We start from the raw sequence: 22058 nt of genomic DNA on the forward strand, positions 1-22058 counted from the left end.
GGCGGCGCTCAGGCGGCGATCAGCTCGCGCAGCGCGCGCTCGATCGAGCCGATGCTGCGGAACACGTTGCGCTTGAGCATGTGGTCGGGAAACTCCACGTCGAACTCGCCTTCGAGCGCGAGCATCACGTTGACGCTCGCGTGCGACGTCATGCCGGACTGGTACAGGTCCGTGTCGACCGCGAGCTTGTCCGGATCGACACCCAGGCGGCCATGGTCACGCAGGACGCGGCGGATTGCGGTTTCGGCATCAGTCAGGGTTGTCATGCCGCCGCATTCTGGTCAGGGGGGTGGCTCTGCCGTGTCGGACAGTGCCGCAACCACCGCCGCGGCGTACTCGCCGTCATGGCTCAAACAGACTATGCAGCGCGCGATGCGCTGTTCGCGCGCAATCGAAAGCACGCGTCCATGCAGTTCCAGCGAGCACGCGCCGTCGTCCGCGCGCACCACTTCGATGTCGCGCCAGGAGATTCCGGCCTCGGACAACGCAAGCGCCTTGATCGCGGCTTCCTTGGCCGCGAAGCGCGCCGCATAGCGCTGCGCCCGATCGTGCGGCGACCCTTCGCAGTACGCGATCTCGCCATCCGCGAACAACTTTCGGGCAAATGCATTCCCGAACTCGGCGAGCGACTGCTCGATGCGCGGGATGTGCACGAGGTCGATGCCGAGTCGGACAACGCCCGACGGCCGTGCAGGCATTTGGCTCGACAGTGATTGGATGAGTTGCTGGCTGTGCAATTCGGGCCCTTGGCCGCCCCACGGCGCGAAACGGCAGTGCTATTGTCCCTCGCATCATTCGCCGCATGGGAGGAACAACCAGATGGACTGCGATTCGGCGCCACGTTTCGCCGAACTCATCGACGCGGTGCGCAAGGTCGCCACGGACGTGGCCGCACCGCAGGCCGCCGACGTCGACGCGAAGGCACGCTTCCCGATCGAGACACTGGCGGCGCTGCGCGAGTACCACGTGTTGTCGGCCGCTGTGCCGCGCGAGCTCGGCGGTGCCGGCTGCACGATGGAGGAGCTCGCGCAACTGTGCTCGACCCTGGGCCAGTCGTGCGGTTCCAGCGCCATGGTGCTGGCGATGCACTACATCCAGCTGGCGTGCATCGCGCGCCACGGCATGGAGAGCGACTACTTCCGCGGCTACCTGCGCGATCTCGTCAAGCGCCAATACCTGCTGGCGTCGATGACGTCGGAGAACGGTACTTTCGGCGACACACGCTCGAGCATCTGCGCGGTCCGCCGCAGCAACGGCGGCTTCCAGCTCGACAAGGACGCGACGACGGGTTCGTACTGCGCGCACTCGGACGCCATCCTGGTGACCTGCCGCAAGGACGAGGACGCCGCGCGCAGCGACCAGGTGCTGGTGCTCGTCAAGCGCGAGGACTGCACGCTGTCGCAGACCACGTCCTGGGACACGCTGGGCATGCGCGGCACGTGCAGCCCCGGCTTCAAGCTCGAATCGCACGGTGCCGAAGAGCAGGTGCTGCCGGTGCCGTACGCGGACATCTCGGCGCAGACCATGGTGCCGTACTCGCACATCCTGTGGGCCTCGCTGTGGTGGGGCATCGCGGCGGGTGCGGTCAACAAGGCCGCCAACTTCGTGCGGGGCCAGGCGCGCCAGAACCCGGGCACCACGCCGCCGACGGCGAACCGCCTTGCCGAAGTGCTCGTGCAGTTGCAGGTGATGAAGCAGAACTGGGTGTCGGCCGCGCGCGACTTCGATGCGCTGGGCGACGAGCGCGAGCCGCTGGCCGGCATGGGCTGGGCGCTGCGGCTGAACAACCTGAAGATCGCGAGCTCGGAAGCCGCGCCGCAGATCGTGCACCGCGCGCTGCAGATCGTCGGCATCCTCGGCTACAAGAACGACAGCCCGTTCAGCCTCGGCCGCCACTACCGCGATGCCCTGTCGGGCTCGCTCATGATTTCCAACGAACGCATCGGCGCCAAGAACGCGTCGATGCTCCTCGTGACCAAGGAGCTGGTTTGATGGACACGCGGACCTACGACATCGAGGGTTTCGCCGAGCAACTGGTCGAGCACGGCCTGATCGTGCCGACCGGCATCAAGGGCGCGTACGGGCGCGGCCCGGTGTTCGAGGACATCCTGCAGCGCTTCGACGCGCTGGTGAAGCGCATCGCGGCCGACGACGGCGCGCAGGAGCTGACGTTCCCGCCGGTCCTGGCCCGCGCCATGATCGAGAAGGTCGGCTACATGGACAACTTCCCGCAGCTGGCCGGCTCGGTGCACAGCTTCATGGGCACTGACAAGCAGGCGCGCGAGCTGTCGGCCAAGGTGCATGCGGGCGAGCGCTGGGAAGACATGCTGTCGCCCACCGACGTGATGCTGACCCCGGCCGCGTGCTACCCGGTCTACCCGACCTTCAGCGGCCTGCTGCCGCAGGGCGGCCGCCTGGTCACGGTGCTCGGCTGGGTGTTCCGGCATGAGCCGTCGGACGAGCCGACGCGGCTGCAGCACTTCCGCATGCGCGAGTACATCCGCGTGGGCAAGCCCGAGGACGTGGTCGCGTGGCGCGACGCCTGGCTGCAGCGCGGCCTCACGCTGCTGGAAGGCCTGGGCCTGCCGGTGCAGAGCGACGTCGCGTCCGATCCCTTCTTCGGCCGCGCCGGCAAGATGATGGCCGCCAACCAGGTCGACCAGCGCCTCAAGTTCGAGATCCTGTGCCCGGTGATCTCGCGCGAGAAGCCGACGGCGATCTGCTCGTTCAACTGGCACCAGGACCACTTCAGCTCCAAGTTCGGCATCCGCACGTCGGAAGACGCCGTGGCGCATACCGCCTGCCTGGGCTTCGGCCTCGAGCGCGTGACGCTGGCGCTGATCAAGGCGCACGGCTACGACGTGGCCGACTGGCCGGCAAAGGTGCGCGACCAACTGTGGCCGAGGTGACGCCCGGGACCATGTCCATGCCATCGATCGCCGTCCTGCCCGGGCTGACGCCCGAGAGCTACCGCCGGCACCCGCTGCACGGCGAAGCTGCCGCGTGGCCGGAGAAGAACTGCTACGCCGACCTGTGGATCGGGTTCCTGCACACGCTGGGCCTCGAGCCGCTGGCGCTGTTGCCGTTCACCGTCGCGGTGGACTTCGAAGGCGACCAGTGGACCTTCTTCAAGCCACCGCCCGAGGAGTTGCGCAGCCTGTACGGCGTGGACGTGCAGGAGCTCACCGTGTGGCGTCCGCTGATCGAGCACGCCAAGGAGCACCTCGCGGCCGGCAAGTTGATCAGCACCGAGTCCGATGCGTTCTGGCTGCCCGACACCGCGGGCACCGACTACCGCCGCTCGCACACCAAGACCACCATCCTGATGGCGGACCTGGACCTCGCGAACGAGCGGCTCGGGTACTTCCACAACGCCGGCTATTTCGAGTTGCAGGGCGAGGACTTCCGGCAGCTGTTCCGCCTGGACGCGCCGCCGGATCCGGCGTTCCTGCCGCTGTTCGCCGAGGTGGTTCGCATCGACCGGCTCGTGCGCCGCAACGCATCCGACCTGTCGGACCTCGCGTTCGACCTCCTCCGCCAGCACTTCGCGTGGCGGCCGCGCAGCAACCCGTTCTCGCGCTTCGCCGCCCGGATCGAGAGCGACATGCCGGCCATGCACGAAGCGGGCCTCGCGCACTACCACCAGTGGGCGTTCGCGAGCGTGCGCCAGGCCGGCGCGGCGTTCGAGCTGCTCGGCGCGCACTTGCGCTGGATGGCGACGCAGGGCTATCCGGAACTCGGCGAGGCCGCGCCGCACTTCGAGGCGATCGGCACGGCCAACAAGACGCTGATCCTGAAGGGCGCGCGCGCGGTCAACGCGCGCCGCGCGCTCGGCGCGGACGAGCTGTTGCAGGGCATGGCGAGCGACTGGGAGCGCGGCATTGCGGTGCTGCAGCCGCTGCTCGGCGACGCCTGAGCCATAGCCGGTTACCGGCGATGCATTTGCACGCGGTGCACGACACCCGCGCAACACACACGAGCCACGCCAAGGCCGAGCATCCGTTCCAACGCGCCGACGTCCGGCGCACAAGGGATGGATCGCCGTGCAGCAGTTCGCATGGAGCCGGGAGCACGCCTTTCCATGGGCGTGGATGGACCGCGGCCCATTGCCCGAGGTCCGCGAGGATGCGAGCGAACTCGCGTGGCGCGAGTTCGACGCCTGCTCGGAAGCTGTCGAGGCCCGGGCGCGCGCCCGCCGCCGCGAGGTGCCGCGGCGCTCGTCGAAGCTGCATCGCGTCACGCTGCAGGTCGACGACGTGATGCAGACGGCCCGGCTCAACGACCGCGTCTGCCCCGTCCCGGAGGTGTGGGGACGCATCCACCGGATGCTCCGCGGGCTGCGTGCCGCGCAGGATGGCGATCCACCGCCCCCGCCCGTCGACGTGCTCGAATGGGCGCGCACATCCGAGTTCCTCAAGCGCCTGCGGCTGCGCGAGCAGGTCGAGTGGGCGCGCCGGCATGGCGCGCTGGTCGCGCTCGACGCCTTCCTGCGCCGGCTGCCCGAGCGCGACTGGCACCACGTCGAGGTCGCGGCCTGGCCGACGCTGCCGCGGCGCTGAGCTGCGTTTGGCGCTGGTGCAAGATCGCGGCGTGACCGCGAACCTGCGCCTGCTGCATCTCGACGCCGACCTGGCGGCCATCGACAAGCCGCCCGGTTTGCTCGTGCACCCGAGCGCACTCGACGCGCACGAGGACCGCACGGCGCTCGGACTGCTGGAAGGCCAACTGGCCCAGAAGCTGTACCCCCTGCACCGGCTCGACAAGGGCACCAGCGGCGTGCTGCTGTTCGCGCGACACGTCGAGGCAGCGCGGCAATGGGGCGCAGCGTTCGAAGGAGGTGAAGTGCGCAAGCGCTACGTCGCGCTGGTGCGCGGCTGGCCGGCGGAGCAGGGTGTCATCGACCAGCCGCTCGCGCGCGATCCCGAGTTGCCGTCGACCGGCCAGGTCCGGTTGGCGGCGGTCACTCGCTACCTCCGTCTCGCATGCCACGAGTGGGACTTCAGCGTCGATGGCCGGCACCCGACCAGCCGCTATGCGCTGGTCGAGGCCGAGCCGCTGACCGGCCGCCGCCACCAGATCCGGCGCCACTTCAAGCACATCGCGCATCCGCTGGTGGGCGACACCACACACGGCAAGGGCGCGCACAACCGCGCCGTCGGGGCGTGGCTGGGCACGCAGCGGCTGTGGCTGCATGCCTGCAGCATCGAGCTGCCGGGGACGTTGCGCGTGGAGGCGGGGCCCGGTCCGGAGTGGCGGTCGCTCGGCATCCCCTACGATGGCAGCCCATGACGAGCATCACCTTCCTCTCCCCTTCGGGCGCGACGCTGGCCACCGTGCAAGCCAGGAACGGCGAATCGGTGATGCGCGCGGCGCTGCGCGCGGGCATCGAAGGCATCGAGGCGGAATGCGGCGGCGCACTGACTTGCGCGACCTGCCATGTCTACGTTCGCGACGACCAGGTGGCGTCGCTGCCGCCGCCGACCGAGGATGAACTCGGCATGCTCGATTACGCCGCCGCGGAGCGTCGTCCCGGCAGCCGCCTGAGCTGCCAGTTGGTGGCGGGCGACGACCTGCCCGAGCTCACGGTGCAGGTGCCGGACACGCAGTACTGAGCGACCTCCGTCATTCCCGTGAAGGCGGGAATCCACCGCTTCCGCCTTTCTTCGTCGACCGATGGAAGCGATCGGTCCCCGCCTCCGCGGGGACGACGAAGCGGGGGCCCTCCCTCGCGAGGGGACGGATTACTTCCGCGCCTCGAGGTGGTACCGCGTGACGCGCTCCACCTCGTTCCTCGAGCCCAGCACCACCGCCACGCGCTCGTGCAGCTTCCCCGGCTTCAGGTCGAGGATGCGCTCGCGGCCGTTGGTGGCGGCGCCGCCGGCCTGCTCGACCAGCCAGGACATGGGGTTGGCTTCGTACATCAGGCGCAGCTTGCCGGGCTTGTCCGGCTCGCGCTTGTCCCAGGGGTACAGGAAGATGCCGCCGCGCGTGAGGATGCGGTGCACGTCGGCCACCATCGAGGCGACCCAGCGCATGTTGAAGTCCTTGCCGCGCGGGCCGTCCCTGCCGGCCAGGCACTCGTCCACGTAGCGTTTCACCGGCGCGTCCCAGTGCCGCATGTTGGACATGTTGATCGCGAATTCCTTCGTGTCCTCGGGAATGCGCACCTGCTCCTGCGTGAGCACGAACGAGCCCTGGTCGGCATCGAGCGTGAACACCGCGACGCCGTCGCCCACGGTGAGCGCCAGCGTGGTCTGCGGGCCGTAGATGCAGTAGCCCGCGGCCACCTGCTTCGCGCCGGCCTGCAGGAAGTCCTGTTCGCTCACGCCGGGCGAACCTTCGGGCTTCTTCAGCACCGAGAAGATGGTGCCGATGCTCACGTTGACGTCGATGTTGGACGAGCCGTCCAGCGGATCGAACAGCAGCAGGTACTCGCCCTGCGGATAGCGGTTGGGCACCAGGTAGATGCTGTCCATCTCCTCGCTCGCCATCGCGGCCAGGTGGCCGCCCCATTCGTTGGCCTCGATCAGCACCTCGTTGGCGATGATGTCCAGCTTCTTCTGGACCTCGCCCTGCACGTTCTCGCTGCCGGCGGTGCCGAGCACGCCGGCCAGCGCGCCCTTGGTGACGGCGTGGCTGATGCCCTTGCAGGCACGGGCCACCACTTCGAGCAGCAGGCGCAGGTCGCCGGGGATGCGGCCGTCGACGCGTTGCTGCTCGACGAGGTAGCGGGTGAGGGAGATCTTGGTGGGCATCGAATGCTCGTGGAAACGGGAAGGGGTCAGCGCATGTCGAACGCCGGCAGCTTGCGCGGCACGGGCACGTTCTTCAGCGTGGCATAGACGGGCAGGCCGTTCCTGTACTTCGGCGCGTCCTCGCCCTGGATCAGCGGGCGCAGGTAGCGTTTGCAGGCTTCGGTGATGCCGAAGCCGTCGGCGGTGATGAACTTGCGCGGCATCGGCTTCTCGACGTTGGCGACCTGGTCGAGCGGGGCCATGCCGATGCGGTAGCGGTAGGGCGAGTCGCTGGTGCGCTCGATGGTCGGCATCACCGAGTTGTGGCCCTTCAGCGCCAACTTCACCGCGGCGGCGCCGACTTCGTAGGCCTGCTTGACGTCGGTGGCCGACGCGATGTGGCGCGCGGCGCGCTGCAGGTAGTCGGCGACGGCCCAGTGGAACTTGTAGCCGAGCGCGTCCTTCACCATGCCCGCGACGACGGGCGCGGCGCCGCCCAGCTGAGCATGGCCGAAGGCGTCCTTCGTGCCTTGCTCCGCCAGGAAGGTGCCGTCGGCGTTGTGGCAGCCCTCGGAGACGACGACGGTGCAGAAGCCATGTTTCTTCACCAGCGCTTCGACGCGCGCGGTGAACTTCTTCTGGTCGAACTCGACTTCGGGGAAGAGGATGACGACCGGGATGCCTTCGTCCTCGACGAGGCCGCCGGCCGCCGCGATCCAGCCGGCGTGGCGGCCCATCACCTCCATGACGAACACCTTGGTGGAGGTCTTGGCCATCGAGCGCACGTCGAACGACGCTTCCAGCGCGGACACGGCGACGTATTTGGCGACGGAGCCGAAGCCCGGGCAGCAGTCGGTGATCGGCAGGTCGTTGTCCACCGTCTTGGGCACGTGGATGGCCTGCAGCGGATAGCCCATGGTGGCCGACAGCTGGCTCACCTTGAAGCAGGTGTCGGCCGAATCGCCGCCGCCGTTGTAGAAGAAGTAGCCGATGTCGTGCGCTCGGAACACCTCGATCAGCCGCTCGTACTCGCGCCGGTTCGCTTCCAGCGACTTGAGCTTGTAGCGGCAGGACCCGAACGCGCCGGAGGGCGTCGATCGCAGCATGGCGATGGCGGACGCGCTCTCCTTGCCGGTGTCGATCAGGTCCTCGGCGAGGGCGCCGAGGATGCCGTTGCGGCCCGCGTAGACCTTGCCGATACGGTCCTTGTTCGCGCGTGCGGTCTCGATCACGCCGCACGCGCTGGCGTTGATGACGGCGGTGACGCCGCCGGACTGGGCGTAGAAAGCGTTGCGTTTCGCCGCCATTGCCCCGCCCCTCAGTCGGCCAGGGCGCGCGTCACGACTTCCCGCACGTCGTTGGACAGGTCCGGCTTGGCCGCGACGCGCGCGATGGCTTCGCGCGCGGCGCTGCGCATCGGCTCGGCCAGCTTGCGCCAGCGGTCCATCGCGCGCGCGAGGCGGGCCGCGACCTGTGGGTTGACGCCGTCGAGCTCCAGGACGCGGTCGCCCCAGAACACGTAGCCGGCGGCATCCGCGCGGTGGAACGCACCCGGGTTCGCGCTGCAGTAGCTGAAGATCAGGCTGCGGGCGCGGTTCGGGTTGCGCAGGTTGAAGTCGGGGTGCTGCATCAGCGAACGCACGACCGGCAGCACGTTGCCGCCGCGGTCGGGCGCGCCGGCCTGCAGCGCGAACCACTTGTCCAGCACCAGGGCCTCGCCGCGGAACATGCCGTGGAACCTGTCCAGCGCCGGGCGCGACAGCTCGTGGCCGCTGACCACCAGCGCGGACAGCGCGTTGAAGCGGTCCGTCATGTTCGACGCGTCCTTGAAGCGCTGGTAGGCCTTGCCCGGCCACACCGTGTCGCCGCTCGAACGCGCCGCGATGCACAAGTGCGTGAGCGCCAGGCCGGCGAGCGCGCGGCGGCCGGCGGACACGTGGTCCGGACGGTAGGCGCCGTTCTCCTTGTGCTCTTCGTAGGCCCAGGCCCAGTCCCCGGCCAGCGCGCTGGCGAGCTGCTCGCGCAGCGACTCGCGCACGGCGTGCACGCGCTGCGGGTCGACTTCGTCCAGCTGCTCGGAGACATAAGTCTCGGCAGGCAGCGTGAGCACCAGCTCCTTGAACGCCGCGTCCAGCTTCGGGTGGCGCAGGATGCTGCGCATCGCCTGCAGGTACGCGTCGTCGAGCGTGATCGCGCCGCTGCCGCGGATGGCGTCCAGCATGCGGCGCACGCCCAGGCGCTGGGCCGCTTCCCACCGGTTGAACGGGTCGGTGTCGTGCTCCAGCAGCGCCAGCAGTTGCGCATCGGTCGCATCCCACTCCAGCACCACCGGCGCGGAGAAGCCGCGCAGCAGCGATGGCACCGGTTCCGACGCCAGGCCGTCGACGCGGATGGTCTCGGTGGCCTGGGTCATCACCTGCATGCCGCCGGCGACCTCGCGGCCGTCGGCGCCGACCAGGCCCCAGGCGACCGGGATCACGAACGGTTCCTTCGCCGCCTGGCCCGGCGTGGGCGGGCAGGACTGCGACAGCGTGATCTCGTACGTGCCGTTCTCGAAGCGAGTCGTGGCCTTCACGCGCGGCGTGCCGGCCTGGCTGTACCAGCGCTTGAACTGCTCGAGGTTGTTGGCCAGATGGCTGCCCGGGTTGGCGTCGGCGATCGCCTGCGCGAAGTCGTCGCAGGTCACGGCCTGGCCGTCGTGGCGCTGGAAGTACTGCGCCAGGCCCTTCTCGAAGCCTTCGCGGCCGACCAGGGTCTGCTGCATGCGCACGACCTCGGCACCCTTCTCGTAGACGGTGACCGTGTAGAAGTTGTTGATCTCCAGGTACTGCTCGGGGCGCACCGGGTGCGCCATCGGGCCCGCGTCCTCGGGGAACTGCGCGGTGCGCAGCACGCGCACGTCCTCGATGCGCTTGACGGCGCGCGCGCTGGCCTCGCCGGCCAGGTCCTGGCTGAACTCCTGGTCGCGGAAGACGGTGAGGCCTTCCTTCAGCGACAGCTGGAACCAGTCGCGGCAGGTGACGCGGTTGCCCGACCAGTTGTGGAAGTACTCGTGGCCGACGACGGACTCGATGTTCATGAAGTCGGTGTCGGTGGCCGTGGCCTGCGAGGCGAGAACGTACTTCGTGTTGAAGATGTTCAGGCCCTTGTTCTCCATCGCGCCCATGTTGAAGTCGCTGGTGGCGACGATCATGAAGCGCTCCAGGTCCAGCGGCAGGCCGAAGCGCGCCTCGTCCCAGGCGACGGATGCGATCAGCGAGTTCATCGCGTGCTCGGTCTTGTCCAGGTCGCCGGCGCGCACGTACACCTGCAGCAGGTGGTCGTTGCCCGAGCGCGAGGTGATCTTCTGCTCGCGGCACACCAGCTGGCCCGCGACCAGCGCGAACAGGTAGCTGGGCTTGCGGTGCGGGTCGACCCACTTGGCGAAGTGGCGGCCGTCGTCCAGGTCGCCCTGGTCCACCAGGTTGCCGTTGGACAGCAGCACCGGGTACTTCTGCTTGTCGGCGCGCAGCGTCACCGTGTAGCTGGCCATCACGTCCGGACGGTCCAGGAAATAGGTGATGCGGCGGAAGCCCTCGGCCTCGCACTGGGTGAAGAACGAGTCGTTGCTGGTGTACAGGCCCATCAGCTTGCTGTTCTTCGCCGGCGCGCAGGTGGTGAAGATCTCCAGGTCGAAGGGTGCGTCGCCCTCCGGCAGGTTCTCCAGCACCAGGCGGTCGCCTTCCATCTTGAAGGAGGTGCCCTGGCCATTGACCAGCACGCGCGCGAGGTTCAGCTCGTCGCCATCCAGCTTGAGCGGTTGCGGCGCGACCTGCGGGTTGCGGCGCACCTTCATCTTGTTCAGGACGCGGGTCTTGGCCGGGTCCAGGTCGAAGCAGAGATCGACGGTGTCGATCCAGTAGGCCGGCGGCTGGTAATCCGCGCGGTAGATGACGGCGTTCTGGCCTTCTCTCAACATGGTGGTCTCCTCAGACGCCTTGCTTCAGCGAGGCTTCGATGAAAGCGTCGAGGTCGCCGTCCAGCACCTTCTGGGTGTTGGAGATCTCGACGTTGGTACGCAGGTCCTTGATGCGGCTCTGGTCCAGCACGTAGCTGCGGATCTGGTGGCCCCAGCCGACGTCGGTCTTGGTCGCTTCCAGCTTCTGCTGCTCTTCCATGCGCTTGCGCATTTCGAAGTCGTACAGGCGCGAGCGCAGGCGGCGCCACGCGACGTCCCGGTTCGAGTGCTGGCTGCGGCTGTCCTGGCACTGCACCACGATGCCGGTCGGGATGTGCGTCAGGCGCACCGCCGAATCTGTCTTGTTGATGTGCTGGCCGCCGGCGCCGGATGCGCGGTAGGTGTCGGTGCGCACGTCGGCCGGGTTGATGTCGATCTCGATCGAGTCGTCGATCTCCGGGTAGACGAACACGCTGGCGAAGCTGGTGTGGCGCCCGCCGGACGAGTCGAACGGCGACTTGCGCACCAGGCGGTGCACGCCGGTCTCGGTGCGCAGCAGGCCGAAGGCGTACTCGCCCTCGATCTTGATCGTGGCGCCCTTGATGCCCGCGGTGTCGCCGGGCGTCTCGTCCTCGACGGTGGCCTTGAAGCCCTTGCGCTCGGCGTACTTCAGGTACTGGCGCATCAGCATGCTGGCCCAGTCGCACGCTTCCGTGCCGCCGGCCCCGGCCTGCAGGTCCAGGAAGCAGTTGTTGGGGTCCGCCGGCTGGTTGAACATTCGGCGGAACTCGAGGCCCTCGACGATCTTCGTGAGCTTGGCGCCCTCGGCCTCGATGGTCTGCAGGCCGGCTTCGTCGCCGTCCTCCTTGCTCATCTCGTAGAGCTCGAGGTTGTCCGACAGCTCGCGGTCGAGGTCGCGCAGCACGAGGACGATGTCGTCCAGCTGCTTCTTTTCCCGGCCCAGTTCCTGGGCCTTCTTCGGGTCGTTCCAGACCGCCGGGTCTTCGAGCGCGGCGGTGACGGTCCTCAGACGCTCCGACTTGGCATCGAAGTCAAAGATACCTCCGGAGATCCACGGCCCGCCGCTGCAGGTCGGTCAGCTGGGTGCCGATGGCGTTGATGCGTTCTGCGTCCATGGTTTCTTTCTTTCGGGAAACCGGTGATTTTCGCATGGCGCGCGTCCCGCGCTGCTAGAGGCGGAGTCTTGGTTTTACCGCGGCAGCGGGAGGCGCACTCGGAATTCGGCGCCTTGTCCCGGCGTGCTGCGCAGTTCGATCCGGCCGCCGTGGGCCTGGACGATCTGGCGGCTGATGAACAGGCCGAGGCCGAGGCCGGCGACCTGGCCGGCGGCGTCGCCGCGCTCGAACTGTTCGAAGATGCGCTCCTGCTCGGGCGGCGAGATGCCCGGGCCCTGGTCGCGCACGGCCAGCACCGCGTGCTCGCCCTCGGTCCACAGCCGCACCTGCACGGGCTTGGCCTCGCCGTAACGGACGGCGTTCGTGAGCAGGTTGGTCAGCACCTGCTGCAGGCGCTGGGCGTCGCCGAAGAGGGGCAGGGTGTCGGGCGCCTGCAGTGCCAGCGGGGTGCCGGCCGCACGCGCCGGCTCCTGCATGGAATCGACCGTGTGGCGCGCGACGTGGGCCAGGTCCATCGGTTCCAGCTTCACCGTGAGCTTGCCGGTGCGCACGCGGGTGGCGTCCAGCATGTCGTCGAGCAGGCGGATCATGCTCTGGATCTGCTGCTGGTCGCGGCCCGCCATCTGCGCGAAGCCCGCCACGTCGGGGAGCTTGCCGGCTTCGGCCATCCGGCTGCGCAGCTGCGCTTGCAGGTACAGCGTGTTCAGCGGGTTGCGCAGTTCGTGCGACACCATGGACAGGAAGTCGTCGCGCATGCGCACTGCCCGCTCGAGGTCGGCCTGCATGTGCAGCAGGCGCTGCCGCTGGCGGAACAGGTCCACGAACACGGAGACCTTGCTGCGCACCATCTGCGGCTCGAGCGGCTTGTGCAGGAAATCGACCGCGCCGGTGTCGTAGCCGCGGAAGGCGTAGTTCAGTTCGCGGCCCGCGGCGCTGACGAAGACGATCGGGATGTGGCGCGTGCGCTCGGTGCCGCGCATCAGTTCGGCCAGTTCGAAGCCGTCCATGCCGGGCATCTGCACGTCGAGGATGGCGACGGCGAAGTCGTGGTCCAGCATCAGCGCGAGTGCCTCCTCGCCGCTGGTGGCGCACAGCACCGTGCGGCCGGGCGCGCGCACCAGCGCCTGCAGCGCGGTGAGGTTCTCCTGCAGGTCGTCGACCAGCAGGACCTTGGCGTCGGTCGTGTCTTGGAGGCTCATGGATGCATCAGTTGGTGCAGCAGCGTGCGGATGTCGGCGAGCGGCAGCACGAAGTCGGGCCGGGCCGCAGCCAGGGCCGCTTGCGGCATCGTCGCATGGGAAGCGTCGTGCGGGTCCTGCACGACGGTCATGCCACCGGCGGCGCCGATGGCACGCAGGCCGGCGGCGCCGTCGTGGTTGGCGCCGGTCAGCACGATGCCGGCCAGGCGCGGGCCCAGCGCATGGGCCGCCGATTCGAACAGGACGTCGATCGAGGGCCGCGACCAGTGGACCGGCGAGTCCATGCTGAGGCCGAAGGTGCCGTCCGGTTCCACCAGCAGGTGGTAGCCGGGCGGGGCGATGTGGACCATGCCCTTGTGGAGGGGCGCACCGGCGCGCGCTTCGCGCGCCAGCAACCCCATGCGGCTGCCGAAGATGTCGGGCAGCAGGCTGTCGTGGTCCGCCGGCAGGTGCAGCACCACGACCAGCGGCACGCGCAGCGCCGGGTCGATGCCGGCGAGCAACTGCAGCAAGGCGTCGAGCCCGCCGGCCGATGCCCCGACCAGCACGGCGTCGATGTCGGTGCGAAGGCGCGCAGGCAGCGAGGTCCTCACGTGGTGCCTCCCACCTTGCGGTAGAGGCGCTCGCGCTGCGCGACGGCTTCGAAGCCGCGGGCGTGCGACGAGAACTCCAGCGTCTCCTTGCTGCCCAGGCCCAGGAAGCCGCGGTGCACCAGCGACTCGCGGAACAGGCCGAGCGCGCGGTCCTGCAGCGGGCGGTTGAAGTAGATCAGCACGTTGCGGCAGGAGACGAATTGCGTCTCGGCGAACACGCTGTCGGTGGCCAGGCTGTGGTCGGCGAAGGTGATGCGCTGGCGCAGCTCGCGCTGGAAGATCGCGCGGTCGTAGCCGGCCGTGTAGTACGCGGCCAGGCCTTCGCGGCCGCCGGCGCGCTGGTAGTTGGCCGTGTAGCCCTTCATCGCGTCGAGCGGGAACACGCCCTGGCGGGCGCGCTCCAGCGAGCGCGGGTTGATGTCGGTGGCATAGAGCAGCGTGCGCTCGAGCAGCCCCTCCTCGTGCAGCAGGATCGCGAGCGAGTACGCCTCCTCGCCCGTGCTGCAGCCGGCGACCCACACCTTCAGCGAGGGGTAGGTACGCAGGATCGGCACGACGTGTTCTCGCACGGCGAGGTAGTAGTCCGGGTCGCGGAACATCTCGCTGACCGGCACCGTCAGGTACTGCAGGAGCTCCGTGAACGCCGACTCGTCGTGCAGCACCTTCTCCTGCAGCGCCGAGACCGTCGGCTGGTCCATGCGCTCGCAGGCGTGCAGCACGCGCCGGCGCAGCGAGGCCCGCGAGTAGTCGCGGAAGTCGTGGGCGTAGCGCAGGTACAGCGCTTCCACCAGCAGGCGGATCTCGATGTCCGCGACGTCGCCCCGGACCACTCAGAGCCTTTCCAGCTTGGGCATCCACACGCGGATCAGCGAGAACAGGCGGTCGAGTTCGATCGGCTTGGCGAGGTAGTCGTTGGCCCCCGCGGCCAGGCAGCGCTCCTGGTCGTCCTTCATCGCCTTGGCGGTGATCGCGATCACCGGCAGCTTCTGCCAGGCCGGATTGCGGCGGATCTCGCGCATCGCGGTGTAGCCATCCATCTCCGGCATCATGACGTCCATCAGGACCACGTCGATGTCGTCGTTCTTCGACAGCTGGTCCAGTGCCTCGACGCCGTTGCGGGCCGCGAGCACTTCCGCGCCCTTGTGTTCCAGCGCGCTCGTCAACGCGAAGATGTTGCGCACGTCGTCGTCGACGACCAGGATGCGCCGCGACTCGAACGCCTTCTCGCGGCTGCGCGCGGTGCGCAGCATGCGCTGGCGTTCGGCGGACAGGTCGGCCTCGACGCGGTGCAGGAACAGCGTGACCTCGTCCAGCAGCCGCTCGGGCGAGCGCGCGCCCTTGATGATGATCGAGCGCGAGTAGCGCAGCAGCTCCGCCTCTTCCTCGCGGCTCAGGTTGCGGCCGGTGTAGACCACCACCGGCGGGAACGAACGGCTCTCGCCCGAGGCCATGCGCCGCAGCAGTTCCTGGCCGCCCATGTCCGGCAGCACGAGGTCGATCACCATGCAGTCGTACACGCCTTCGGCCAGCGCCTGCAGCGCCTCCGCGCCGCTGGCCGCCTGCGTGATCTGCACGTCCTCGTCGCCGATCAGGCGCGCCATGCTCTCGCGCTGGCGCGGGTCGTCCTCCACCACCAGCACGCGCTTGACCTTCTGGCTGAGCTTGGTTTCCAGCCGGCCGAAAACGTCGCGCAATTGCTCGCGCGTGGCCGGCTTGGTCGCGTAGCCGATCGCGCCCAGCTGCAACGCCGTCTCCGACTGGTCCTCGACCGACAGGATGTGCACCGGCAGGTGGCGCGTGGCGGGGTCGTCCTTCAGCCGCTGCAGCACCATCAGGCCGGTGCCGTCCGGCAGCCGCATGTCCAGCAGCACCGCATCCGGCCGCTGGGCGCGAGCCAGTGCGATGCCGTCCTCGGCCTGGTGCGCGACCACGCAGCGGAAGCCCAGTTCGTGCGCGAGGTCGTACAGGATGCGCGCGAACACGCGGTCGTCCTCGACCAGCAGCACGGTGCGGCGGCCGTCGGCATGCTCGTCGCGGTCGTCCGGAAAGGCCGGGACGGCGGGCGGCTGCGAGGGCAGCGGCGCGGACGACGCGATCGGCGCCGACGGGCCGCGTGCGGCCATGGGCAGCGGTGGCGGCGCGGCCGGCGCGACCGCCAGTTGCACCGGCAGTTCGAGGCTGAAGGTGCTGCCCTGGCCGGGCGCGCTGGCGACGGTGAGGTCGCCGCCCAGCATGCGGGCGAGGTCGCGCGAAATCGAGAGGCCCAGGCCGGTACCGCCATAGCGCCGGCTGATGGTGCCGTCGGCTTGCTGGAAGGCTTCGAAGATCAGGTCGTGCTGCGCCGGGTCGATGCCGATGCCGCTGTCGCGCACGTCGAAGCGCACGCGGTCGGCGCCGGCCGCGGAAATGCGCAGCGACACGCTGCCGCGTTCGGTGAACTTGAGGCCGTTGGACAGCAGGTTGCGCAGCACCTGCTCGACGCGCTGGCGATCGGTGAACAGCGTGGCGGGCGCCGCCGGGTCGATCTCGAAGGCGAGGGCCAGCCCCTTGTCCTCCGCCAGCGGGGTGAACATGCCGCGCAGCGTCTGCACGATGGCCGGCACGGCGGTCGTCTCGGGCCGCAGCTCCAGCTTGCCGGCCTCGACCTTGGCGATGTCCAGGATGTCGTTGATCAGCGTGAGCAGGTCGTTGCCGGCGGAGTAGATCGACTCGGCGAACTTCACCTGCTCGGCGTCCAGGTTGCCGCGCTCGTTGTCGGCCAGCAGGCGCGCCAGGATCAGCGAGCTGTTGAGCGGCGTGCGCAGCTCGTGCGACATATTGGCGAGGAACTCGGACTTGTAGCGGCTCGCGCGCTGCAGGTCCTCCGCGCGGCGCTCCAGTTCCCGGTGCGCCGCCCGCACGGCGTCGCGCTGTTCCTCCAGCGCCTGGGCCTGTTCGGCGAGCTGCTGGTTGGTCTGCTCCAGTTCGGCCTGCTGGTTCTCCAGGTTGACCTGCGATTCCTCCAGCGCGCGCGACTGCTCTTCCAGCTCCTCGTTCGCGGTGCGCAGTTCCTCCTGCTGCACCTGCAGCTCCTCGTTGAGCTGCTGCGTCTCGTGCAGCATCTCCTGCAGCTTCTCGCGCAGCTGCGCGGCCTCGATGGCGGCGCCGAGGATGGGGCCGCAGACCTGCGCGAGTTCCACGTCGCGTGGTTGCAGCCCACGCAGGAAGCCGAACTCCAGCACGCCCGCGAGGCGTCCTTCGTGGCGCACGGGCGCGACGATCGCCGACGCGGTGTCGCCTTCCGCCACGCCGGTCGCGACGCGCAGGTAGCCGGGCGGAACCTCGTCGAGCCGGATCGGGCCGGAGCGCTGCGCCGCCTCGGCGACCAGCAGGCGGTCGGCGGGCACCGAGGCATCGCCGCCGCCCTGCGACCAGCCCCAGGTCGCGAGGCGGCGGAAGCCGCCTTCGGGCTGCGGCACGTAGAGCGCGCCGACGACGGCGCCGGCGTGTTCGACGATCGCATCGAGACCGGCGTGGGCCACCCGCGCGAGCTCACGCTCGCCGGCCAGGCGGGACGACAGCCCGGTCTGCGCCTCGCGCAACCAGGCCTCCGCCTGCAACACGTCCGCATGGCGCTGCCGCTCGGCGAGCGCGCCGCCGAAGTCGTCCGAAAGCTGCAGCAGGTCGGAGCGGCCGCGCCACGCGAGCAGGCCGCCGACGACCAGCAGCAGCGTCGCGAAGCCTGCGACGCCGACCAGCGTCGTGCGCCGCACGTCGGCACTGCGCTGGTCCTTCAGGCGGCGCTCGGCCTCCAGCAGGTCGTCGAACGCGGCGCGCACCGCGTCCTTGAGCCGCCTGCCTTCGTTCGCGCGCACGCCGACCTGCTCGTCCTGGTGCGCGCGCTTGGCCGCGATCTGCGCCGCGGCGTACTCGTCCCAGCGCGCCTGCAGCGCGCCGATGCGGTCGACGCGCTCGGCCTGCATGGGGTTGTCCGCCACCAGCTCGCGCAGGCGATGGCGCTCGGCTTCGAGCGAGGCGCCGGCCACTTCGTACGGATCGAGGAAAGCGGGGTTGCCGGCCAGCAGGAAGCCGCGCACGCTCGTTTCCATGTCGAGGTCGAGCTTGACGACCGCGTAGGTGCGCGCGATGACTTCGTCGCTGCGTTCGGCCCAGCGCTGCTCGCCCACGATGTAGGCGATCAGGCCGATGAACGAGGCGGCGCTGAGCACCGCGATCCCCAGCGGCAACACGACGTTGCGCACCAGGATGCGGCGGAATCGGGTGGTGGCGTGGATCACGGGACTGCTGGGGTTCAGGCGGAACCGGCCAGTGTGCCGCAAGGCTCGACAGCAGCGAGCTCGACAGCAAGGCCGGAAAGTGAAAAGCCGCGCAGGACGCGCGGCTCTTCGGGGGATGGGACGCGCTTAGCGCGGCCCGGCGAGATACGACTGCGCGCGGCGGTTGCCGGCGCTGGCGGCACGCTCGAACCACGCAAGCGCCTGCTTCTGGTCGGCCGGCGCGACCGCGCCTTCGAAGTACGCCACGCCCAGGAAGTAGCTCATCTCGCTGCGGCCGCGGCGGATGCCATCCTCGGTGGACTTGCCCGAGCGCTTCAGGATCGCGGGGATGTCGCCACGGCCGGCCGCGTACGCCTGCATCGAGTCCAGCGTCTGCGTGAAGAAGGCATTGCGGGTCTGCGCCGCGATGTCACGGTCCGGAGCCGGCAGCGAAGCGACCAGCTCGTCCGAGAGCACGCCCAGCGCTTCGAACGGCGTCATGCCGCCCTTCATCTTCGGCGAGTACCAGGCGCGCAGCATCACGCGGTCCAGCGGCAGCAGGCCGTCGACCTTGACCGGGAAGTAGCTCAGCACGGTCTTGCCGGCCGGGTGGCCCCGCACGCCCATCAGGTGCATGGACTCGTGGTACGCGCAGCGGTACACGTCCTTGCTGCGCATCTGCATGGTCGCCGTGTCGACCTTGTCTTCCGTGCGGAAGTCCAGGTACGTCACGCAGGGCTGGTTGTCCTCGAGCGCGGTGTTGGGCACCACCTCGAGCTTGAAATTGGCCAGCTGCTCGGCGTTGGGCTGGTCGGACACGTCCACCAGCTTGACACCCGCCTCGTCGGTGACGGTGCGCAGCGCCTTCAGGATGTAGTCGCGGTGCTGGGGCAGGTCGACGCCCGTCATCCGCATGCGGATCTCGTTTTCCCACCGCACGATGCGGGTGGGGGTGCCGCTCTGGTGCCACAGGGACTCCCAGAGGGTCGCCAGTCCTTCCTGCGTCTCATCCGCGGCGAATGCGGCGCAAGGGCTGAGCAGCACTGCCAGCAGCAGTGCAAACAACTTCCTGCTCATTACGGGTCACCTCTCCGTTGAGCAGGAAGTCTATGGGTAGGAGTGCTCCTACGCCATGGAAGACCTTCAGTCCGACGTCTCAGTCGGACAAATGCGACTTTTTACGCGTGGTTGAGGCTCTGGGGGAACGCTCAGCAGTTCGTTGCCGGCGGCGCTGCGCGCTTGGACTCTTCAACGCAGAGGCCGCAGAGCCCATGGGAAGAGGCCGCAGAGGACCGTTCCCGAGGTTTTCTGTGTCCTCTCTCCGGCCTCTGAGCCCTCTGTGTTGGGCCAGCCGCGCAGCGCTCCAGCGCGACAGCGCGCAACCTCAGCGGTCGATGAACCGCTCGATCAGCTCGGCCAGCAGCTGGGGCTGGTCGTGGTGGAGCATGTGGCCACTGTCGGGCAGCTGGGCCTTTTCCAGCTGGGGCACGGCTTGCAGGCGTTCGTGGAACTCGGCCAGGGTGAACTTGCCCTGCCACCACTGCGTCAGGCTGTCGTCGCTGGCTTCCACCCACAGCGTCGGGCAGGCGATGCGGCGGTAGAGCTCCAGCACCTCGTCGACACGGAAGAGGCTGGCGTTGGTGATCTTGTGCGCCGGGTCGCCCAGGATGTGCCAGCGGCCGTCGTCGGCCTGCCGCGCCCAGGACCGCGCCAGCCAGTCCGCCTTGTCCTGGGACAGGCGGCGGTTGGTCTTCATCAGGCGGCGCGCGACGCCGTCGGCGTCGTCATAGGTCTTCAGGTCGAGCTCGTGGCGGTACAGCGCCTTCAGCTCGTCCATCCACTTGCCGTAGCGCCCCGGCGCCTGCGACGGGCGCGTGGCCGGCATGCCGAAGCCTTCGAGGTTGACCAGCCGCCGCACACGCTGCGGCCGCGCGCCCGTGTAGAGCATCGCGACGTTGCCGCCCATGCTGTGGCCCACGAGATCGACGGGCTGGTCGCCCGCGTAGTGGTCCAGCAGGAAGTCGAGGTCGGCGAGGTAGTCCGGGAACCAGTAGTTGTCGGCGACGGGCGACTCGGTCTGCCCGTAGCCGCGCCAGTCGGGCGCGATGACGTAGTGGTCGCGCGAGAACGCATCGACCATGAACTGCCACGAGGCGGCGACGTCCATCCAGCCGTGCACCAGCACCAGCGGCACCTTGCCCGCGCCGGGCTCGCCCCACACGCGCACGTGGTAGCGAAGGCGGCGGATCGGGACAAACTCGCTGCGCGAGGGGCGGACGGGTTGGTACATTGCCCCGATCTTAGGAGGGCGAGTCGATGGGCGTCAGTCAAGGCAGCGACAAGCAGGCCGACCACCACGCGCGCATGCATGCGGGCTTCCGCTGGTCGGTGCCGGCGCAGTTCAACATCGCGCAGGTGTGCTGCACGCGCTGGGCGAAAGGCGCCGACGGCGCGTCGCGCATCGCGGTGCGGATGCACGGCGGCGGCGCGCTGACGTTCGCCCAACTGCAGGCGCAGGCCGATCGCCTGTCGCACGTCCTGGTGTCGCTGGGCGTGCGGCGCGGCGACCGCGTGGCGCTGGTGATGCCGCAGCGGTTCGAGACGGCCGTCGCCTACATGGCGATCTTCCAGTGCGGCGCCATCGCGATGCCGCTGTCGATGCTGTTCGGGCCCGAGGCGCTGGAGTACCGGCTGCAGGACAGCGAAGCCGCCGTCGCCATCTGCGACGAGAGCTCGATCGCCAACCTGCAGTCGGTGCGCGCCGCGTGCCCGAAGGTGCGCACCGTGATCGGCGTCGGCGCCGCGGCGTTGCAGGCCGACCTGGATTGGTCGGTGGAACTCGCCCGGTATCCGGGTGCGTTCACGGCGGCGAAGACCAAGGCCGACGACGGCGCGGTGTTGATCTACACGAGCGGCACCACGGGGCCGCCGAAGGGCGCGCTGATTCCGCACCGGGCCATGGTCGGCAACCTGCCGGGGTTCGTGTGCAGCCAGAACTGGTTTGGGTTTGACCCAGGCGAGGGTGTTGTCTTGGCTCCCCCCCCCGTGAGGGGGAGGGCCGGGGAGGGGGCGGGCGTCAGTACGGGCCAAGCGCCCAGCGCTGGCGACCACCAGAACACGTCAGTGTTCTGGTCGCCAGCAGACTGGGCCTGGACGGGTGGTTTGATGGACGCGCTCCTGCCCTCCCTCTACTTCGGCCGTCCCATCGTCGCCTGCAACCAGCGCTTCAGCCCCGAGCTCGCGTTCACGCTGATGCAGGACCACGGCGTGACGCACACCTTCCTGTTCCCGACCGCGCTCAAGGCCATGATGAAGGCCTTCCCGCAGCCGCGAAAGCAGTTCCGCCTGAAGCTGCAGGCGATCATGAGCGCGGGCGAGGCGGTGGGCGACGCGGTGTTCGCGTACTGTCGCGACCAGCTGGGCGTGGTCGTCAACGAGATGTTCGGCCAGACCGAGATCAACTACGTCGTCGGCAACTGCAGCATGAACGGCAGGACGCAGGGCGGCGTCGGCTGGCCGGCGCGGCCGGGCAGCATGGGGCGGCCGTATCCGGGCCACCGGGTGGCGGTGATCGACGACGACGGCAACGAGTGCGACGTCGGCGTGCCGGGCGACGTGGCGGTGAACCGCTACGACGTGCACGGCGACCCGGACCCGATCTTCTTCCTCGGCTACTGGCGCAACGAAGGCGCCACCGGCCGCAAGTACACCGGCGACTGGTGCCGCACCGGCGACCTCGCCACGCGCGATGCCGACGGCTACCTCTGGTACCAGGGCCGCGCCGACGACGTCTTCAAGGCCGCGGGGTACCGCATCGGTCCGAGCGAGATCGAGAACTGCCTGGTGAAGCACCCGGCGGTCGCGAACGCAGCCGTCGTGCCCAAGCCCGACGCGGAACGCGGCGCGCTCGTGAAGGCGTACGTCGTGCTCGCGCCCGGCCACCTGCCGGGCGACAAGCTGGTCGCCGAGCTGCAGCAGCACGTGAAGGGCAAGCTTGCGCCCTACGAGTACCCGAAGGAGATCGAGTTCATCGAGGCGCTGCCCATGACCACCACGGGCAAGGTGCAGCGGCGGGTGCTTCGGCTGCGCGAGGAAGAGCGGGCAAAGGCCCGATGAACCTGGCAGTCGCGCAGCCATTGTCATTGCGGGCGTGACCCGCAGTCCACGCTCGATCCAGCATGGATTCCGGCCTTCGCCGGAATG

19 protein-coding genes are annotated in these 22058 nt (G+C 69.2%); 7 read left to right on the forward strand and 12 right to left on the reverse strand.

What is annotated here, in order from left to right:
• Nucleotides 1-8: 8 nt before the first annotated feature.
• Nucleotides 9-266 (reverse strand): acyl carrier protein, encoded by a 258-nt coding sequence (locus I8E28_RS06240; RefSeq protein WP_200787132.1) that lies wholly within the window; start codon nt 264-266, stop codon nt 9-11.
• A 15-nt stretch (nt 267-281) separates the two neighbouring features.
• Entirely contained in the window at nt 282-737 is a 456-nt protein-coding gene (gene acpS, locus I8E28_RS06245) for a holo-ACP synthase (RefSeq protein WP_200787133.1), read from the reverse strand.
• Between the two features lie 82 nt (nt 738-819).
• Here acpS and I8E28_RS06250 point away from each other — a divergent pair, with 82 nt between their 5' ends.
• From I8E28_RS06250 to I8E28_RS06275, 6 genes are all read left to right on the forward strand, one after another.
• Nucleotides 820-1992, forward strand: coding sequence for an acyl-CoA dehydrogenase family protein (locus tag I8E28_RS06250; RefSeq protein ID WP_200787134.1), 1173 nt, complete (start codon nt 820-822; stop codon nt 1990-1992).
• Nucleotides 1992-2909 carry an amino acid--[acyl-carrier-protein] ligase gene (locus I8E28_RS06255; protein WP_200787135.1) on the forward strand — a complete coding sequence of 306 codons (918 nt, stop codon included), beginning with the start codon at nt 1992-1994 and terminating at the stop codon, nt 2907-2909. Before I8E28_RS06250 ends, I8E28_RS06255 begins: the two co-directional genes overlap by 1 nt.
• A 17-nt stretch (nt 2910-2926) precedes the next feature.
• Nucleotides 2927-3916 (forward strand): DUF1839 family protein, encoded by a 990-nt coding sequence (locus I8E28_RS06260; RefSeq protein ID WP_200787136.1) that lies wholly within the window; start codon nt 2927-2929, stop codon nt 3914-3916.
• A gap of 175 nt (nt 3917-4091) precedes the next feature.
• Nucleotides 4092-4559: a hypothetical protein gene (locus tag I8E28_RS06265; RefSeq protein ID WP_200787137.1), complete on the forward strand. Its 468-nt coding sequence runs from the start codon at nt 4092-4094 to the stop codon at nt 4557-4559.
• 31 nt (nt 4560-4590) lie between these two features.
• Entirely contained in the window at nt 4591-5289 is a 699-nt protein-coding gene (locus I8E28_RS06270) for a pseudouridine synthase (RefSeq protein ID WP_338050733.1), read from the forward strand.
• Nucleotides 5286-5612 carry a 2Fe-2S iron-sulfur cluster-binding protein gene (locus I8E28_RS06275; protein ID WP_200787139.1) on the forward strand — a complete coding sequence of 109 codons (327 nt, stop codon included), beginning with the start codon at nt 5286-5288 and terminating at the stop codon, nt 5610-5612. The genes I8E28_RS06270 and I8E28_RS06275 overlap by 4 nt, the downstream gene beginning before the upstream one ends.
• A 129-nt stretch (nt 5613-5741) precedes the next feature.
• Here I8E28_RS06275 and I8E28_RS06280 read toward each other — a convergent pair whose 3' ends face one another.
• The 10 genes from I8E28_RS06280 to I8E28_RS06325 form a co-directional block, all read right to left on the reverse strand.
• Complete coding sequence (locus I8E28_RS06280; protein WP_200787140.1) at nt 5742-6755, reverse strand: class 1 fructose-bisphosphatase; 1014 nt, start codon at nt 6753-6755, stop codon at nt 5742-5744.
• Between the two features lie 26 nt (nt 6756-6781).
• A complete protein-coding gene (locus I8E28_RS06285; RefSeq protein WP_200787141.1) occupies nt 6782-8041 on the reverse strand; it encodes a 6-phosphofructokinase in 1260 nt (419 codons plus the stop codon).
• Nucleotides 8042-8052: 11 nt separating this feature from the next.
• The gene (gene pepN / locus I8E28_RS06290; protein WP_200787142.1) at nt 8053-10692 is read right to left on the reverse strand and encodes an aminopeptidase N; all 2640 of its coding nucleotides are present in this window, start codon (nt 10690-10692) and stop codon (nt 8053-8055) included.
• Nucleotides 10693-10702: 10 nt separating this feature from the next.
• A protein-coding gene (gene prfB / locus I8E28_RS06295) for a peptide chain release factor 2 (RefSeq protein WP_200787143.1) occupies nt 10703-11807 on the reverse strand; the annotation gives its coding sequence in 2 pieces (ribosomal slippage) (nt 10703-11725 and nt 11727-11807; 1104 coding nt in all).
• Nucleotides 11808-11881: 74 nt separating this feature from the next.
• Nucleotides 11882-13006 (reverse strand): hybrid sensor histidine kinase/response regulator, encoded by a 1125-nt coding sequence (locus I8E28_RS06300; RefSeq protein WP_200787144.1) that lies wholly within the window; start codon nt 13004-13006, stop codon nt 11882-11884.
• Nucleotides 13003-13599 (reverse strand): chemotaxis protein CheB, encoded by a 597-nt coding sequence (locus tag I8E28_RS06305; protein WP_200787145.1) that lies wholly within the window; start codon nt 13597-13599, stop codon nt 13003-13005. Before I8E28_RS06305 ends, I8E28_RS06300 begins: the two co-directional genes overlap by 4 nt.
• A complete protein-coding gene (locus tag I8E28_RS06310; RefSeq protein ID WP_200787146.1) occupies nt 13596-14429 on the reverse strand; it encodes a CheR family methyltransferase in 834 nt (277 codons plus the stop codon). Before I8E28_RS06310 ends, I8E28_RS06305 begins: the two co-directional genes overlap by 4 nt.
• A complete protein-coding gene (locus I8E28_RS06315; protein WP_200787147.1) occupies nt 14430-17876 on the reverse strand; it encodes a response regulator in 3447 nt (1148 codons plus the stop codon). It lies immediately after the preceding gene.
• Between the two features lie 126 nt (nt 17877-18002).
• Nucleotides 18003-18932 carry an SEL1-like repeat protein gene (locus I8E28_RS06320; protein WP_200787148.1) on the reverse strand — a complete coding sequence of 310 codons (930 nt, stop codon included), beginning with the start codon at nt 18930-18932 and terminating at the stop codon, nt 18003-18005.
• A gap of 307 nt (nt 18933-19239) precedes the next feature.
• Nucleotides 19240-20145 (reverse strand): alpha/beta fold hydrolase, encoded by a 906-nt coding sequence (locus I8E28_RS06325; protein ID WP_200787149.1) that lies wholly within the window; start codon nt 20143-20145, stop codon nt 19240-19242.
• Between the two features lie 26 nt (nt 20146-20171).
• On the opposite strand from I8E28_RS06325, the gene I8E28_RS06330 reads away from it, so the two are divergent.
• Nucleotides 20172-21971 (forward strand): acetate--CoA ligase, encoded by a 1800-nt coding sequence (locus tag I8E28_RS06330; protein ID WP_200787150.1) that lies wholly within the window; start codon nt 20172-20174, stop codon nt 21969-21971.
• Nucleotides 21972-22058: the final 87 nt, after the last annotated feature.

The organism is Ramlibacter algicola, assembly GCF_016641735.1.
Taxonomy (GTDB): domain Bacteria; phylum Pseudomonadota; class Gammaproteobacteria; order Burkholderiales; family Burkholderiaceae_C; genus Ramlibacter; species Ramlibacter algicola.

Bases quoted from the DNA above. Each gene is read 5' to 3' on its own strand.
- I8E28_RS06240 (WP_200787132.1), bottom strand. From the start codon at position 266: ATGACAACCCTGACTGATGCCGAAACCGCAATCCGCCGCGTCCTGCGT.
- I8E28_RS06250 (WP_200787134.1), top strand. From the start codon at position 820: ATGGACTGCGATTCGGCGCCACGTTTCGCCGAACTCATCGACGCGGTG.
- I8E28_RS06255 (WP_200787135.1), top strand. From the start codon at position 1,992: ATGGACACGCGGACCTACGACATCGAGGGTTTCGCCGAGCAACTGGTC.
- I8E28_RS06260 (WP_200787136.1), top strand. From the start codon at position 2,927: ATGCCATCGATCGCCGTCCTGCCCGGGCTGACGCCCGAGAGCTACCGC.
- I8E28_RS06265 (WP_200787137.1), top strand. From the start codon at position 4,092: ATGGACCGCGGCCCATTGCCCGAGGTCCGCGAGGATGCGAGCGAACTC.
- I8E28_RS06275 (WP_200787139.1), top strand. From the start codon at position 5,286: ATGACGAGCATCACCTTCCTCTCCCCTTCGGGCGCGACGCTGGCCACC.
- I8E28_RS06280 (WP_200787140.1), bottom strand. From the start codon at position 6,755: ATGCCCACCAAGATCTCCCTCACCCGCTACCTCGTCGAGCAGCAACGC.
- I8E28_RS06285 (WP_200787141.1), bottom strand. From the start codon at position 8,041: ATGGCGGCGAAACGCAACGCTTTCTACGCCCAGTCCGGCGGCGTCACC.
- pepN (WP_200787142.1), bottom strand. From the start codon at position 10,692: ATGTTGAGAGAAGGCCAGAACGCCGTCATCTACCGCGCGGATTACCAG.
- I8E28_RS06300 (WP_200787144.1), bottom strand. From the start codon at position 13,006: ATGAGCCTCCAAGACACGACCGACGCCAAGGTCCTGCTGGTCGACGAC.
- I8E28_RS06320 (WP_200787148.1), bottom strand. From the start codon at position 18,932: ATGAGCAGGAAGTTGTTTGCACTGCTGCTGGCAGTGCTGCTCAGCCCT.
- I8E28_RS06325 (WP_200787149.1), bottom strand. From the start codon at position 20,145: ATGTACCAACCCGTCCGCCCCTCGCGCAGCGAGTTTGTCCCGATCCGC.
- I8E28_RS06330 (WP_200787150.1), top strand. From the start codon at position 20,172: ATGGGCGTCAGTCAAGGCAGCGACAAGCAGGCCGACCACCACGCGCGC.